Annotated in this window: 16 protein-coding genes; 11 read left to right on the forward strand and 5 right to left on the reverse strand. The window is 43.7% G+C overall.

Annotation, left to right across the window (positions count from 1 at the left end; genetic code table 11):
• The first annotated feature begins 91 nt into the window (after positions 1-91).
• Positions 92-1,939 (forward strand): adenylate/guanylate cyclase domain-containing protein, encoded by a 1,848-nt coding sequence (locus NM125_RS10920; RefSeq protein ID WP_255134960.1) that lies wholly within the window; start codon positions 92-94, stop codon positions 1,937-1,939.
• Between the two features lie 48 nt (positions 1,940-1,987).
• On the opposite strand, the gene NM125_RS10925 is transcribed toward NM125_RS10920, so the two are convergent.
• Positions 1,988-2,365 carry a type II toxin-antitoxin system death-on-curing family toxin gene (locus tag NM125_RS10925; RefSeq protein ID WP_255134961.1) on the reverse strand — a complete coding sequence of 126 codons (378 nt, stop codon included), beginning with the start codon at positions 2,363-2,365 and terminating at the stop codon, positions 1,988-1,990.
• 8 nt (positions 2,366-2,373) lie between these two features.
• Positions 2,374-2,595, reverse strand: a complete 222-nt coding sequence (locus tag NM125_RS10930; protein ID WP_255134962.1) for an AbrB/MazE/SpoVT family DNA-binding domain-containing protein — start codon at positions 2,593-2,595, stop codon at positions 2,374-2,376.
• Between the two features lie 270 nt (positions 2,596-2,865).
• Between NM125_RS10930 and NM125_RS10935 the strand changes: the two genes are divergently transcribed.
• The 10 genes from NM125_RS10935 (at position 2,866) to NM125_RS10980 (ending at position 12,220) form a co-directional block, all read left to right on the forward strand.
• Positions 2,866-3,378 carry a hypothetical protein gene (locus NM125_RS10935; RefSeq protein WP_255134963.1) on the forward strand — a complete coding sequence of 171 codons (513 nt, stop codon included), beginning with the start codon at positions 2,866-2,868 and terminating at the stop codon, positions 3,376-3,378.
• A 77-nt stretch (positions 3,379-3,455) separates the two neighbouring features.
• Positions 3,456-3,746, forward strand: coding sequence for a type II toxin-antitoxin system RelE/ParE family toxin (locus tag NM125_RS10940; protein ID WP_255134964.1), 291 nt, complete (start codon positions 3,456-3,458; stop codon positions 3,744-3,746).
• 15 nt (positions 3,747-3,761) lie between these two features.
• Positions 3,762-4,052: a HigA family addiction module antitoxin gene (locus tag NM125_RS10945; RefSeq protein ID WP_255134965.1), complete on the forward strand. Its 291-nt coding sequence runs from the start codon at positions 3,762-3,764 to the stop codon at positions 4,050-4,052.
• Positions 4,053-4,235: 183 nt separating this feature from the next.
• Complete coding sequence (locus tag NM125_RS10950; protein WP_255134966.1) at positions 4,236-4,883, forward strand: hypothetical protein; 648 nt, start codon at positions 4,236-4,238, stop codon at positions 4,881-4,883.
• A 38-nt stretch (positions 4,884-4,921) separates the two neighbouring features.
• Positions 4,922-5,545 (forward strand): hypothetical protein, encoded by a 624-nt coding sequence (locus tag NM125_RS10955; protein ID WP_255134967.1) that lies wholly within the window; start codon positions 4,922-4,924, stop codon positions 5,543-5,545.
• A gap of 240 nt (positions 5,546-5,785) precedes the next feature.
• Positions 5,786-6,229 carry a methylglyoxal synthase gene (locus NM125_RS10960; RefSeq protein WP_290966817.1) on the forward strand — a complete coding sequence of 148 codons (444 nt, stop codon included), beginning with the start codon at positions 5,786-5,788 and terminating at the stop codon, positions 6,227-6,229.
• Positions 6,219-8,249 (forward strand): thioredoxin domain-containing protein, encoded by a 2,031-nt coding sequence (locus NM125_RS10965; RefSeq protein ID WP_255134969.1) that lies wholly within the window; start codon positions 6,219-6,221, stop codon positions 8,247-8,249. Before NM125_RS10960 ends, NM125_RS10965 begins: the two co-directional genes overlap by 11 nt.
• Positions 8,250-8,340: 91 nt before the next feature.
• Complete coding sequence (locus tag NM125_RS10970; RefSeq protein WP_255134970.1) at positions 8,341-8,958, forward strand: sigma-70 family RNA polymerase sigma factor; 618 nt, start codon at positions 8,341-8,343, stop codon at positions 8,956-8,958.
• Positions 8,955-9,761 carry an anti-sigma factor gene (locus NM125_RS10975; protein WP_255134971.1) on the forward strand — a complete coding sequence of 269 codons (807 nt, stop codon included), beginning with the start codon at positions 8,955-8,957 and terminating at the stop codon, positions 9,759-9,761. The genes NM125_RS10970 and NM125_RS10975 overlap by 4 nt, the downstream gene beginning before the upstream one ends.
• Positions 9,762-9,934: 173 nt before the next feature.
• Positions 9,935-12,220, forward strand: coding sequence for a CHRD domain-containing protein (locus NM125_RS10980; RefSeq protein ID WP_255134972.1), 2,286 nt, complete (start codon positions 9,935-9,937; stop codon positions 12,218-12,220).
• A gap of 84 nt (positions 12,221-12,304) precedes the next feature.
• On the opposite strand, the gene NM125_RS10985 is transcribed toward NM125_RS10980, so the two are convergent.
• The 3 genes from NM125_RS10985 to NM125_RS10995 form a co-directional block, all read right to left on the reverse strand.
• Positions 12,305-13,063: a DUF4412 domain-containing protein gene (locus NM125_RS10985; protein WP_255134973.1), complete on the reverse strand. Its 759-nt coding sequence runs from the start codon at positions 13,061-13,063 to the stop codon at positions 12,305-12,307.
• Between the two features lie 70 nt (positions 13,064-13,133).
• On the reverse strand, positions 13,134-14,264 hold the full coding sequence (mnmA, locus tag NM125_RS10990; protein WP_255134974.1) for a tRNA 2-thiouridine(34) synthase MnmA: 1,131 nt from the start codon (positions 14,262-14,264) through the stop codon (positions 13,134-13,136).
• 160 nt (positions 14,265-14,424) lie between these two features.
• Complete coding sequence (locus NM125_RS10995) at positions 14,425-14,925, reverse strand: HNH endonuclease (protein ID WP_489886129.1); 501 nt, start codon at positions 14,923-14,925, stop codon at positions 14,425-14,427.
• Positions 14,926-14,972: the final 47 nt, after the last annotated feature.

Below are 14,972 nucleotides of genomic sequence, written 5' to 3' on the forward strand. Positions count from 1 at the left end.
TTTACAGAAACTCTATTTAGTAACGATAAAGATACGGGTTCATCCATCAAGTTTCGAACCTTTATATTAATAGAGTTATTCGGTTAGTTAAATGAAAGAAGGACAACAGCAATTTTATCACTGGCAATTTAGCCTGTCGGCGTCACCGGCAAAGCTGTGGCCTTACGTTTCGGATACCAACCGGATATTCCGAATATTAGGTGCCACCCCCGTCAGCGAAACCTCTCTTTCCCGAAGCACCCCCAAAGGTTCGTTAGAACTCAGTCACAACAAGCTCAAATCGTATGTAAGCTGGCGTCAAACTCCTTATATCTGGGAGTACCCTTACCGTTTTGGGGTGAGCCGTCACTATAAACTTGGAATCCTGAAAGAGCTCCGGTTTTCAACTGAATTTATTTCTTTGGATCATGAAACCCGGGTCAGTATCAAGATTTGGATACAGCCTACCAATCCCCTGTTTTCCTTCATCATAAAAGCATACGTCGAATATATAATTAAGCGACGGTTAGCCAAGTATCTGCAGCAGGTTGACGAAAGCATTTCCAAAAATCTGAGGCCCTACGAAATTTCAAAACCCAAAAAACTGGTCCGTGGTGCTGAGCGTAAAATTAAAACGATTAAAGCACAGCTAATTGAAAACAGCAAACGAAAACGTATTGTAAACCGGCTGTTTGATCTCATTCAACTTGCCGATGATGAAGAGCTGGAACGCATTCACCCCTATTCCCTTGCCGAGTATTGGGGAGAGAAAAAATACTCCGTGCTGAATGTTTTCCTTCATGCCGCTAAGCTGGACTTATTGGATTTCAGCTGGGATGTATGCTGCCCAAAATGTAAATCGCCCAAGCATACCTTTCGTAAGATGCGGGAAGCCCGGGTTCATCTGTATTGCAACGACTGTGAATCCGATTACATGATGGACTTCAACCGGAACACCCACCTGGTGTTCACTCCTCATCCGCTGATCCGTAAAATCACCGATAAAAAGTATTCTCTGGGTGGACCTCAATCCAAACCGCACCGTGTAACCCAGCAAAGTATTGATATAGGGAGCGAAAGGTATCCGCAAATACAACTGGAAGAAGGCACCTACCTGTTCCGGACCCATAATCATGAAGGCCACCTGATTTTGCACGTGCGGGAAGAAGGAGCCGACAATATCACCGTTTTTATTACGGATGAGGAACTGGACGGACAGGAAATCACCATTTCTACCAATCCCAACCTGATTATCAGTAACCGTTCTTCCAAGAAAGCCGTCTGTTTTATTGATAAACTGAATTGGAAAGAAGAAGCCATTTACGCCAGCGAGGTCAGTTCTTCGCACGATTTCAGAGAGTTATTCTCCCGCGAAACCCTGAAAGAAACGAGCAAGGTGAAGGCTTCGGAAGTAACCATGTTGTTCACGGATTTAATGAATTCTACCGAACTCTACGTTCAGGAAGGCGATGAATCAGCTATTGGCCGCGTGATGGGGCATTTTAAGATTATACAACAGATTGTAGCTGAGGAACGCGGGGGTATTGTAAAGACCATCGGGGATTCGGTGATGGCTGTTTTTTGGGAGCCGGTTTCAGCTCTTAAAGCCGTACAGCGCATCCAGCAGATATTTACGACCTCCACCTCTATGGGCGATGCCTTCAAAATCAAGGCCGGTGTCCATTTTGGGGATTGTACCGCTGTAAACCTGAACGGACGCATCGACTATTTTGGAACTACGGTCAACATTGCCTCCCGCCTGGTCGATATTGCCTCTGAAAAAGAAATCATGGTTTCGGAAGCGGTCTTCAATCACCCCGATGTGCAGCTGTATCTCGACAAACACTCCGACACCTTCTTCGTGAAAGAAAGCATGAAAGAGCTCAAAGGCTTTGACGACGAAGAATTCAAGGTGAAGCAGATCCGCCTGGAGCGCCCGCCGATGCGACTGGTTATTTAGGTTTGAGGCGGAGTTTCGTTGATATAATTATATGTTAGGTAAACGAAGCTATTTTCTTTCTTTCGCATTCTCCTCTAAGAATTTTACTAACTCTTCTTTTTCGAGATTCCCATTTGCTAAATCAATCATTACAGCATACAACCCCTTTTTCTCAGCTTGCAGGCGATAGCCATTAACGTACAGAAAAGTATAAATCGCCACCAAAGCTGTTCTCTTGTTTCCATCGAAGAATGGGTGATTCTTACAAATGTGAAATCCATAGGCAGCTGCCATCTCAAAAATGTTGCTATGAACATACTCCCCTCCATAACTTGCTTGTGGTTGGGCGAGTGCAGATTCCAACAAACCTTCATCTCGAATCCCCTGCTTGCCGCCGTATGTTTTAACCAGATCACTATGAAAAGCCAGAATAGTTTCTTTATCCAAGAATTTTATCATTTCGCCAGTTCTTTCAACACTTCTTTATAATCAGTGTTTGCCTGGCGATAGGCTTCTGCCCACTCTTCAAACTCGGGGTCTATTGGTTTGAGTTCTAAATTAGCACCTTTTTTTTCTATGGTTAATTTGTCACCACTTTTGAGATGAAGTTCATCTATCAATTGCTTTGGAAGCGTTACTCCTAAGCTATTTCCAATTTTTCTGATCTTTGTTTCCATAATTATAACCGTTAACCATTAATTGTTATAACAATGTTATAATTTATTTCGTAATAATTCAACGCCAAAGTTCATTAAATAGTAACGTTTCGGACTCGCTTAAGGTACGGAACTTTAATAATTAAACGCAGATTCACCACTTAAACGCTGAGACGTTATACCGGGCGCAATGGAACTTGATTGCCAGGAATTAATTTTGCTACTTCAACCAATTAATAATCCCTAGGCCGTTTAAACGCTAGGTCGTTAGGTGTATTTAACCATAGTTACATGAATAAACTCATCCTTATCATTTTGTTTTTTTTACCACAAGCTCTATTAGCTCAAGAGCTATCCAGAAAAGATTATCAAGCAGGAGAATATAGAACTGGCTTAACACTTGATTCTATTCTAGTACTTAAAGGTGAACCATTAGATCTAAAAGAATCTGATTGTAAACGATGCTATGAACCAGCAAAGAATACTATCGTACGATACGATGGAATGGAGCTTTGGTTCTCACAATCCGGGAAATCTGATAAGGCTTACTTGTATCTGTTTTCACTTACTAAAGATTCGCTATCAACACCCAGGAATATCTCGATTGGAAGTACAAAGGAAGAGATTGTTGCTGCTTATGGTGAACCTATTGATGAACTCTGGCATTGGTTTAAATTAAGTTGTGACAACATAGTCTCATATTACGAATCAGGTAAATTTGGGGATTATACGACAACAGGTATTTCTTTCTGTTTACAAAGAAATAAGGTCGTAGAAATTATGCTGGGGCAAGGCAGTCCTTAGTACACCTAACCGCAGGCCGTTATTCCTTTACAAAACAATTTCGTTGCATGGATACCGTTAATCCATTAATTTAAAGAATGATCAAATCATTTGGAGATAAAGCAACATCAGATCTGTTTCATGGAAATTCGAGCAGTAAAGTTCGAAAGTTACCTACTCAAATCCTTGATTCAGCCATTTACAAACTGGATATACTGAATGCGGCTACCTCTTTAGATGATTTAAGATCACCTCCGGGTAACAGATTAGAAGCATTACGCGGAGAGTATAAAGGATATTACAGTATTCGAATTAATGCCCAATGGAGAATCGTTTTTCGTTGGGAAGATTCCAGTGCTTTTGATGTAGCCATTATCGATTATCATTAGAAAAAGGTGAAGCCCATGATTCCACAAAACAGAACAACTACACATCCCGGTACAATTTTACTGAGAGAGTACTTGGAACCAATGGAATTAACGCAGAAGGAATTAGCTGACCATCTGGGTGTTCCCATCCAACGAATTAATGAAATTGTTCGGGGAAAAAGAGGCATATCTTCGGATACAGCTTGGCTGCTATCAAAAGCGTTAAATACCTCCCCTGAATTTTGGTTAAATCTACAAGCTATGCATGATTTATCCTCACACCGTCCAAGCAAAGAAATTACTCCAATTAAGGCTGCTCAGGCATAAAAAGGTGTTTTGAATCGGGCGCACCGAATAATCGGAACATATGGACGAGGTATTATGGAAACTTGATTGCAAAAAATTAATTTTGCTACTTCAATCATATCATAATCCCCGTGCCGTTTAAGTGCTGGGGTATTAGTGCAACAAAATAAATAGAATATGCCCAACGGATTTTTAAAGAAGAACATGAAAGAAAAAAATGACGAGCAATTACGTCATGTACTTCAAAATCCAAATCAATTCAGTTCTGAAGAAATAACTAATGCCGAAGAAATTTTAGAAGAGCGAACAGCCCATCCTGTTTCCTTGAATATAACCAACAAAGAAAACGGTAAGCCCTCCAGGTCCTATCGGGAAAAACCAATAAGTCCTAATTTTTCACTCAGAGCAATAGCAGTCTATCAATTATTGTCTTCCATTCTAATTTTGCCTCAAATGTTTTCAGTGACATTGGAACTTAATATTATTCAATGGGGAGTATTCATAGTAATTGTTCTTCTTTACCTGGCAACTTTGGTTTCTGCAATATTAATTTTTCAAAAAAAGCAATTAGGACTTTTGATAGGGTTAGTTACTGCTCTGCTCCAATCGCTCCAAATACATATTGGGGGCTTTATTTATTATGCAACTGGATTTATCTATGTATTCTTTTCAATTGGTAATTATACCGGATTTTCAGCAGGTATTATCCCTTCCTTTCTTGCCAGTTTTGAAGCCCAAACAGAATTAGCATTTGTTGGAATTAATATAGTTTCTGTAGTCGCATTTTACTTGCTTTACAAAGCATCAACATATTGTGATGAAAACGATGAATTTCCATTGCATTTGTATTAGGTGCACTAACAAGACGTTTTACGCTAAAACCAATAGTCATGAAGAGAATTACAACAGCTTTATTAATTTTATTTCTAACAACCGCACAATTTAGTTGTTCAGACAATCCAGCTGATTCTTCCGAGAATGAATTTTATACAAAAACCATTGAAAGAATTGCTGAGAATGAATTTGAAGAAGAACTTATTGAAAAAGCGGAAACAGAATACCCTCCCCGAGATAGTGTATTAGCCGCTGTTTCTCCCTGGCAACAAGAGTTGGTTCCTGAAACAGAGTATTGGTGGTATTCAAGATATGAGGGTGTGTATTTACCCTTTGCCTTAACTATTGATGCAATTGAATACTATGAAAGTTTTATTGATTCCCTTGCTGCTGAAGAACAAGACGATTATTATAAAACAGCAGAATTAGAATATGAAGCCAAAGTTAGTTTTCATGATTCTTTTAAGATTTATGAACAAGGATATACGAATCCAACACCTGACCAATTACTTGGTTCTTTTGAGGAAGTCTATGTTGTGGAAATGACTTTGGGATTTCGTTTTGAATGTTTTGTTCATTGTCTATTGGGTGCCAGTAAAAGTCGAGTTGCTGTATTCAATAAAGAAGGAAATCTGCTTGAAATATTTCATGATGGTGCGACCCCACAAATTGTAGCATAAATTCCAAAATACATTAGCATATATCGAAGGCGTTTTAAATCGGGACGGGGTGTGATAGAAACTGGAACTTAGCAGAGAGATTCAAAAAATTAAAAGCGTTTCCAACCTCCTTTCCCTCCTAAACCGTTTTTATAATTGCCCATCACTTCGCATCTTTGAGTAATACATACTCACTCAACTCAACATCTTCTTATGTCTGCAAAGCAATTACATCCATCCATTGCGGATAGTGTTCAGCCCATGAAACCCAAAAAGAATATTGCGCTGATTGCCCACGATCACCGTAAAGCGGATTTACTGGACTGGGCCGAATACAACCGCGATCACCTTTCCGAACATAACCTGTTTGGTACCGGAACTACCGGTTCACTGGTCTCTGATAAATTAGACCTGCCGGTTTTTACTTTTAAAAGTGGCCCTCTCGGGGGCGACCTTCAGATTGGTACTGCTATCGTTCAGAATGAAATTGATGTCATGATCTTTTTCTGGGACCCGCTGCAGGCCCAACCGCACGATGTGGATGTAAAGGCCCTCCAGCGTATCAGTATTGTGTATAACATCCCGATGGCCTGTAACCGGTCTTCGGCCGACTTCCTTATCACTTCACCCCTAATGAAAACGAAATACGATCGATTTATCGTTGACTACAGTCAGCGATTCAAAAAAGATTATCATGCCGAATAAACTCAAAGACGAGAAAAGCCCGTACCTTAAACAACATGCTGACAATCCTGTGGATTGGTATCCCTGGGGTGAGGAAGCCTTCCAAAAAGCCAAAGAAGAGAATAAGCCCGTCTTTCTTTCCATCGGGTATGCCACCTGCCACTGGTGCCACGTAATGGCTCACGAGAGTTTTGAAGACCCGGACATTGCCGAGCTCATGAACGAGGCGTTCATCAATGTGAAAGTGGACCGGGAAGAACGGCCGGATATTGACAGCACCTATATGACGGTGTGCCAGATGCTTACCGGACAAGGCGGCTGGCCTTTGACTATTATTATGACGCCGGATAAAGAACCGTTTTTTGCCGGCACCTACATCCCAAAAGAAGCACGGTACGACAGAATTGGCCTCCGACAGCTTATTCCCGGAGTGAAGGGTATGTGGAAGAACGAGCCCAAAAGAGTGGAGAAAGCCACGGCTAAAATCCGGGAAGGATTTACCCGATCTCAGGAGTTTGAAAGTGGAAAATTCCCCGGAACCGAAGCTGCCGACTTTGCGGCCGAGCAGTTAGCCCAACGATATGATGGCGAACATGGCGGCTTTGGATCGGCCCCGAAATTTCCCAGTCCCCACAACCTGATGTTTATGCTTCGGCAGTGGAAGCTGACCGGAAAAGACCGGTTCCTGGATATGGTAACGGATACACTGGAGAAAATGCGCCTGGGCGGAATCTGGGATCATATCGGTTTTGGCTTCCACCGTTACTCCACCGATCAGAAATGGCTGCTCCCCCACTTTGAGAAAATGCTGTACGATCAGGCACTTCTGATGATGGCTTATACGGAAGGGTGGCAAGCCACTCAAAACCCGCTTTTCAAACAAACGGTTTATGAGATTGCCGAATACGTGGAACGCGACTTGCTCCATCCCAAAGGCGGGTTTTACTCCGCCGAAGATGCCGACAGTGAAGGTGAAGAAGGGAAATTTTATGTGTGGGAAAAAAGTGAAATCGAATCCCTGCTTTCTGATGACGCCTCGCTGTTTACTGACCTTTTCAATATCACCGAAGAAGGAAACTTTGAGGATGAAGCCACCAGACAGCAAACCGGCAAGAATATCCCTCACCTGAATGCAGTACTAACTGCTGAACAGCTTTCCTGGTTTGAAGAAATAAGAACCACGCTTTTTGAGCAGCGGGATGAACGGGTACATCCCCTGCTGGATGATAAAATCCTTACTGACTGGAATGGGCTAATGATAGCCGCTTTGGCAAAGGCCGGTTTCGCTTTTGGTGAAGAACGATTTACCCGCCTCGCCGAAAATGCCTTTCAGTTCATCAAAGAAAATCTTAAAGAAAGTGACAAACTGCTGCATCGTTACAATGACGGCGACGCCGCTATTGATGCTATGGGCGATGATTACGCCTTTCTGACCTGGGGGCTGATTGAGCTGTACGAATCTACCGGAAGGCCGGAATACCTCAAAAAAGCCGTGCAGCTGAATGATCAATTCATTGAGCAGTTCTGGGATGAGGACAAAGGCGGATTCTATTTTAGCATTGCGGATGAGGACCAGGTTTATGGGCGCCAGAAACAAATTTTCGATGGTGCTATGCCTTCCTCTAACTCAGTAGCCATGACGAACCTGATCCGTTTAAGCAGGCTTACCGGAAACACTACGCTGGAAGATTATGCAGATAAGATCGGCCGGACTTTCTCTGCTGATTTAATCCGATCGGGCGCAAGTATTTGTCACAGCATGCAGGCCATTCAGTTCTTACATGCAGAAGCAAAAGAGATAACACTGCGTGGCGAGTTTTCAGAATTACAGGAAGTATTTGAGCTGCTCAGAAACCGGTTCACCCCTTTCAAAGTACTGCATTGGATTACTGATGAGCATCAGGAATCGGTGGCTGAAATTGCGGACTATGTGGCTGCCCAAAAAAGACTGGATGATGAGCCTACGTTATATATATGCAGGAATTTCGCCTGCGATCAACCCATTAATAATCCGAAAAAAATGAAGAAAGCTTTGGGTTAATGATCAGTTTTTCCTTTTATTTACGTCATAATTTTATCAGGATGTCAATCCAATGTTGAACGGCCTGCGTATATAATCACATCAGACATTTATGCTATTTTTTATTTTATCTACGATTGGTAAAGTCCTGACAAAGGACGAGGAAAGGGACCGGGACATTATGGCTCGCATTAAGGCGCGGGACGCTTCTGCCCTCTCCGAATTGTATGATCAATATAACAGACTGTTGTTTGGCCTGATTCTATCCATCCTCAAAAAAAGAGAGGAAGCGGAAGATACGCTTCAGGAAGTGTTTACACAGATCTGGGAAAAAGCTGAACAGTTTGATTTGGAACGAGGAACTGTGTACACCTGGATTGTTTCCTTAACCCGAAATAAATCGATTGACCGGTTACGGTCCAAGGTTTATAAGGAACAGAAGAAACAATCAACCAGCCTGGATAATGAGGACGTTTTTTATCCGCTGTATTCAGATGAAACAGATCCGTTGGAAAACACCATATTAACCGATCGCGCAAAAAAATTGCGGGATGCGTTGGACCAAATATCTGACAAACAAAGGAAGGTATTACAAGTGGCTTATTTTAACGGGATGAGCCAAAGTGAAATCGCAGACGAATACGACATCCCTCTCGGCACTGTTAAAACACGAATGAGAGACGGTATGATAAAATTAAGAGAGCTTTTAGCGAAGGAAATAGAATTATGAGCAACGACAATAACAGATTTACCGAGCTTTGTACGGGGCACGTGCTCAATGCGTTGAGCGATAGTGAAGAAAAGGAATTTCAGCGCTTGTTGGCTGAAGCCGATGAAGCCCAACTTACCCTTTATGATGAATTAAAAGCAGTAGCTGCCGAAATGGCTACGCTTGCCCCGGCTGAGCAGCCTTCCCTCTCCGTAAAAGAGAGCATTATGCAAATGGCAACCGGAGTGGCTGACAATCAATCGTCAAAGAGAACACAAGCCCCTGTCCATATTATGAGATGGTACCGGGCAGCTGTAGCAGCTTCCTTCATCTTTATCTTTACGTCTATTGGATTGTTGTTTTACTCGCAATCTCTGGAAGAAGACATGCGGGGCCAGTCTCAAACTATAGCTCAGCAAGAAACTACTATAGAGTTACTTGAAAGCGAAGTACAGCGGAAAGAAGAGCTGCTTACTATCCTTGAAGCCCGCGAAGTGGACCTCGTAATGATGGCCGGCATGGAAAACACCAACCCAAATGGTTATGGAAAAGTAGTTTGGGATAAACAAGGCGGCCGTGCCCTGCTTCAGGTAGCCAACATGCCGGTGGTTCCCAGCGATAAGGATTATCAGCTATGGTTTATCGTGAACGGCCAGCCTATCAGTGCCGGAGTATTTGCGGTTGATGACCCGCAACGGGATAACTTCTTCAAGATCGAGCAGCTGCAAAGCGATGCCCGAGAAGGTGCCTTTGCCATTACCATGGAACCTAAAGGTGGTGTACCACAGCCTACCGGCGATATGTACCTGCTTGGCAATATGTAATCCACCACAGCATATTAGAATAATTTTATCCGCGGATAAATCCGAAACATTATCCGCTTACACTTCTTTGATTTAGTACAAAACAATCTGTGCGGCGATTTATCTCGTACAGATTAGTCAAGAGACCGAATATCCTTATGGGTATTTCTTAATTCTAATAAAAACTAAATCAAATGAAGACGCTAAAACAGTTACCATCTTTTTTAACTGCTTTGTGTTTACTGATGTTTGGATTTACCTCCTTCTCAAACGCACAAACAGTATTTGAAGCACAACTAAGCGGAAGTAACGAAGCCACCCCTATTACTTCCACGGCCAGCGGTTCTGTAACCGCAACGCTGAACGGGAATGAACTGGTTGTAGAAGGCTCGTTCGATAACCTGAGCAGTGCCATAGCAACCGAAATTGCCGGTGGAGCTCATATCCATACCGGAATGGCGGGAGAAAGCGGCGCAGTACTTTTCCCACTAACTATAAACGCTGACGGAGACAGCCAGGGCGGAGCTTTTGTAGGTTCTGAAAACACCTTTACATTGACTTCCGGACAGGTTGATACCCTGATGATGCGTGGATTGTACATCAACATTCACTCCGAGAATTATGCCGCCGGAGAACTACGCGGACAACTTGTACCCGAAGCCGATGCTTACTATCGGTCTAATCTCTCCGGTGCTTTTGAAGTACCGGCTGCCAAAACTATGGCCAGCGGTTCCTTAGTATTTGAACTGGTTGAAGATTCTTTATTCGTATCCGGTTCTTTCTCCGACCTTGAAGGAGATTTTGATGCTACTGTTGCCGGAGGTTCTCACCTTCACATTGCCCCCGCAGGGTCTAATGGCAGCATTGCTCTTACACTGGATGCAGAGTTAGCCACGGATAATCGTTCCGGTGTTTACCTGGCTTCCGACAACCGGTTTGAACTTACCGCTAAGCAAAAAACAGCACTGATGAACCGTAGTTTCTACACCAACATCCATACCACAGCGTATGCAGGTGGAGAATTACGCGGTCAAGTAGTTCCGGTTGCTTCCACTACCTTTTTTGCACAGCTTTCAGGAAGTGCGGAGGTTCCATCAGCTACTACTGATGCTGCCGGATCTGCCGTATTGGAAGTACATAACGATACGCTAATTGTAACCGGTTCTTTTGCCGGATTGGAATCCTCCTTTAATGCACAAGTGGGATCTCATCTTCATGTAGGCCATGCCGGAGAAAATGGCGGCGTAGCCATCACCCTGGATGCGGACGTAAATACAGAACTTACGGCAGCTACCTATTCTGCAACGAACAACGAATACACTTTGACTGCTGAGCAGAAAACAGCTTTATTTGCACGCAATATGTATGTAAATGTGCATAGCGTTGAGAATCCTGCCGGAGAAATCCGCGGACAAGTGATGGGAGATGCAGCTGCATACTTTCATACCAATCTGTCCGGCGTACATGAAGTTCAGCCTATTATGAGTGATGCTTTCGGCGCTGCCGCTGTAGAGTACATGAGCAATGGCAACATCATGGTTAGTGGTGGATTTGAAGGATTAAGCAGCTCAGCTATTGAAATTGCCGGTACCAGTGGTCACTTACACTCAGGCAGTGTTGACGCCAACGGTGGAGTAGCTTTTGGATTGGATATTACCCTGAGTGAAAATGATACCGCAGGAACCATAATTCCCTCCGACAACATGTTTTCGTTGTCTTCCGAGCAACAAACCACACTTTTTGAAGAAGGCATATACGTAAATGTACACTCCGAAAATTTCAATGGTGGAGAGTTAAGAGGACAAGTTCTGTTTTCTTCCAACTTCACTCCATCGGCTCCGATGCTTACCGGACCCGCGGATGATGTAACGCTTTCTCTTGATGGTGAAGCATCCACCGCTTTTGAAGCCACCTGGGAAGCTGCTACCGATAGTAACGGAAATGAGCTGGCTTACATCTGGCAGCTATCTACGGATGCGGCATTCAGCAATGTTGTTGTAAACGCCAATGTTGGTGCTTCTACAACTTTTGAAACCACATTCGGCGCTCTGGATACGCTTCTTGCCGATCTTGGAATTGATGTAGGTGCTTCAACAACCGTGTACCACCGCGTGATTGCCACCGATGGCAGCGACGAAGCGACCAGTGAACCACGTTCTGCAAATGTTGAACGAGGAACGGTAACGTCCAATGAAGATACATTCTCCGGAACCCCCGAGCAGTTTGAACTGGGACAAAACTACCCGAATCCGTTCAACCCAACTACAAGCATTAACTTCTCCCTTGCTGAAGCAGGCCAGGCTTCCCTGACTGTTTATAACATGCTGGGACAAGAAGTAGCCGTAGTTGCCAATGAACGCTTCACTGCCGGTGAGCATTCCGTGAACTTTGATGCCAGTGCATTAGCATCCGGTATTTACATTTACCGCTTACAGGCAAATGGACAGACACTGACCAAGCAAATGACACTTATTAAATAAGCCCAACAGCTTATACCTCAACAAAAAAGGCGCTGTTCTTAACTGAACAGCGCCTTTCTTTTTCTCTTTACTTTCGGGGAAAATTTATTCCATCATCATGCTGAAAATGTATTCCTGCAGGCTTATTAGCTGAACGCCGGATGGAACTTCCACCATGGCTTTGGCAATGCTCGATCGGTTTACATTTTTCACATCCATTACAACCTTACGCTCATCTCCTTCAACCACTTCAATCATCAGGGGGAAGTTTTTGCCTTTAAAGATCACATCCTGAGACATGCCATTTAGTTCTTTGTCAATGTCTTTCGGCATTCCTTTCCACGGCTCAGCAAGCATTCCCCAGTTGATGTCGATTCCGGGAGTCAGCCACACGGAAAGGTAGTTTTCAGGGTCATCTGTACTTCTGATGATCAGTTCTGTTGTTTCGTACCCCAGAATAGTTTTGGTACGGTCAGTGTACTCATATTCGGCTTCAGGGGTATCCGATGAAGAGCTTTCCGATTCTCCGGACCAGCTGAACAGCATTTCAACAAGAGATTCTATTCCGGTTTTAGTTGCCTGCAGGGCTTTATCTTTCTCCGTCATGATGATAAAGTCTTTCATATCATTTCTGATCAGCAATCCGCCGGCACTTACTTTGCCCATCACTTCCAGGCTTTCCTCTCCTTTAATCATGATGCGATCAGCAGTAGCGTAAAGATTCAGTTCACTCACCTCTTTCTGTCCGTTGTCCTCCCCATAAAGGTTCATGGTAATATGCCCTTCAAACTGAGCATAAGCAGCTGAGGAGAAAAGAATGGCAAATAAAAATAATGCAGTAACAAATAGTCGTCTTGTTTTCATAGTGATATTTTTTGGTTAGATAGACGGATTGTTAAACGCCTCAGGATAAGAGTTGTTTCGCGGGAATATATCAGGCGGGAATTAAATCATCCATGCCTACACTCACTTTTTTGATCCAGCCGCCGGCTACCACATCATCCCCTTCGTAGCACACAATAGCTTGACCGGGAGTGATTGCTTCCCTTCCGGCCGGAAAGTGAACTTTCATTTCATTGTCGCTGATTTGGGTAAGCTGACCAATCGCACCGTCATCATTGTAGCGGATGGCGCCCGTAATCTCCATGTTGTCTTCAGGAATTTTGTCATACTTGATCAGATTCATTTCCCCGGCAATAAGCGTAGAGCTTACCAGGTCTTCCTTTTCACCGATGGTAATGGTATTGGTGGCCGGATCGATGTGCGTAACATACACCGGTTTGCCCATGGCTAAATCCAGCCCACGCCGCTGCCCGATGGTATAAAACGGATAACCTTCATGCTCGCCAACGATGTTTCCGTCCTTATCTACAAACTTGCCGCCGGACACCCGCTCTTCGAGTCCATCCACACGGTCTCTGAGGAAGCGACGGTAATCATCATCCGGTACAAAGCAGATTTCATACGAATCCGGCTTGTTAGCTACATTCAACAGTCCGTGGTCTTCAGCAATCTGCCGGATTTCAGTTTTGGGATAGTTTCCAAGTGGGAAAATAGTTCGTGCCAAATGTTTTTGAGCCACTCCCCATAAAGCGTACGACTGATCTTTTTTGGGATCGTGTCCCCGTGAAATTACATAGCGGCCATTTTCTTCCCGAACTTTAGCATAGTGCCCGGTTGCGATAAAATCACAGCCCAGGTTATCCGCTCTTTTAAGCAAAGCCGCCCATTTAATGTGCGTGTTACAAAGCACGCATGGGTTTGGTGTTCTCCCACCCAGGTAATCATCCACAAAACGGTCGATAACCCAGTCGCCAAACTCCTCGCGGATATCAACGATAAAATGTTTGAACCCATGATTCACCGCAATGTGTCGCGCATCATTCATAGACTCCACCGTACAACAGCCGGTTTCTTTGTCAGAATTTCCGCCGCTCCGGTGATAATCCCAGGTTTTCATGGTGATGCCGATTACTTCATAACCTTGTTCCTGCAACATCACAGCTGCTACAGATGAATCGACTCCGCCACTCATGGCTACTAATACTCTGCCTTTTTTACTCATAGAAAGGAAGTTTAAAAACACTTCTTGACGTTAAATGAACTCTAAAGATAAGGCTTTTTCAGGACGGTTGACAGAGGCCCATGAACATTGAACAAGGAATATCGAACATTCAACTTTGAACTTATACGTTCAGTGTTGGGTGTTCTTTGTTCGATGTTTGTTATGTCATATACAAATAGGGTTTCCAGGGCTCTTGAACGCCGCCGTTGGAGTCGCGGAAGAAGGTGATTGGGATCGGGCGGTACGGTTTCTTCTTCAGCGGCATACGGGCTTCTTTCGGCGTGCGGTTTCCTTTATGTACGTTACATTTATCACAGGCGGTGGTCAGGTTTTCCCAGGTATCTTTACCACCCCGGCTTTTCGGGATGATATGATCGATGGTAAGATCTGACTTTTTCCCGCAGTACTGACAGGTGAAATCATCCCTGCGCATTACATTTCTTCTGGAAAGCACAATTTTAGTGTAAGGAACCCGGATATAGTTTCGCAATCTGATTACAGAAGGGAACTGGAAAGACTCGCGGGGAGTACGCACCTCTTTCTCCGGATCGTCATGAAGCAGTTCCGCTTTTTCAAGGAAGATCAGTTTCATGGACCGCTGTACAGAACAAATACTAAGCGGTTGGTAGTCTTGATTTAAAACTAACACGTTGGCGTTCATAGTGCATCCGGTTTACGTTCTGTTGATGATATTTCAGTTGTTTACTT

This window comes from Gracilimonas sediminicola (genome assembly GCF_024320785.1).
Classification (GTDB): domain Bacteria; phylum Bacteroidota; class Rhodothermia; order Balneolales; family Balneolaceae; genus Gracilimonas; species Gracilimonas sediminicola.

Bases quoted from the DNA above. Each gene is read 5' to 3' on its own strand.
- NM125_RS10955 (WP_255134967.1), top strand. From the start codon at position 4,922: ATGAAGAGAATTACAACAGCTTTATTAATTTTATTTCTAACAACCGCA.
- NM125_RS10960 (WP_290966817.1), top strand. From the start codon at position 5,786: ATGAAACCCAAAAAGAATATTGCGCTGATTGCCCACGATCACCGTAAA.
- NM125_RS10980 (WP_255134972.1), top strand. From the start codon at position 9,935: ATGAAGACGCTAAAACAGTTACCATCTTTTTTAACTGCTTTGTGTTTA.
- NM125_RS10930 (WP_255134962.1), bottom strand. From the start codon at position 2,595: ATGGAAACAAAGATCAGAAAAATTGGAAATAGCTTAGGAGTAACGCTT.
- NM125_RS10970 (WP_255134970.1), top strand. From the start codon at position 8,341: ATGCTATTTTTTATTTTATCTACGATTGGTAAAGTCCTGACAAAGGAC.
- NM125_RS10920 (WP_255134960.1), top strand. From the start codon at position 92: ATGAAAGAAGGACAACAGCAATTTTATCACTGGCAATTTAGCCTGTCG.
- NM125_RS10965 (WP_255134969.1), top strand. From the start codon at position 6,219: ATGCCGAATAAACTCAAAGACGAGAAAAGCCCGTACCTTAAACAACAT.
- NM125_RS10975 (WP_255134971.1), top strand. From the start codon at position 8,955: ATGAGCAACGACAATAACAGATTTACCGAGCTTTGTACGGGGCACGTG.
- NM125_RS10985 (WP_255134973.1), bottom strand. From the start codon at position 13,063: ATGAAAACAAGACGACTATTTGTTACTGCATTATTTTTATTTGCCATT.
- NM125_RS10950 (WP_255134966.1), top strand. From the start codon at position 4,236: ATGAAAGAAAAAAATGACGAGCAATTACGTCATGTACTTCAAAATCCA.
- NM125_RS10995 (WP_489886129.1), bottom strand. From the start codon at position 14,925: ATGAACGCCAACGTGTTAGTTTTAAATCAAGACTACCAACCGCTTAGT.
- NM125_RS10945 (WP_255134965.1), top strand. From the start codon at position 3,762: ATGATTCCACAAAACAGAACAACTACACATCCCGGTACAATTTTACTG.
- mnmA (WP_255134974.1), bottom strand. From the start codon at position 14,264: ATGAGTAAAAAAGGCAGAGTATTAGTAGCCATGAGTGGCGGAGTCGAT.
- NM125_RS10935 (WP_255134963.1), top strand. From the start codon at position 2,866: ATGAATAAACTCATCCTTATCATTTTGTTTTTTTTACCACAAGCTCTA.
- NM125_RS10940 (WP_255134964.1), top strand. From the start codon at position 3,456: ATGATCAAATCATTTGGAGATAAAGCAACATCAGATCTGTTTCATGGA.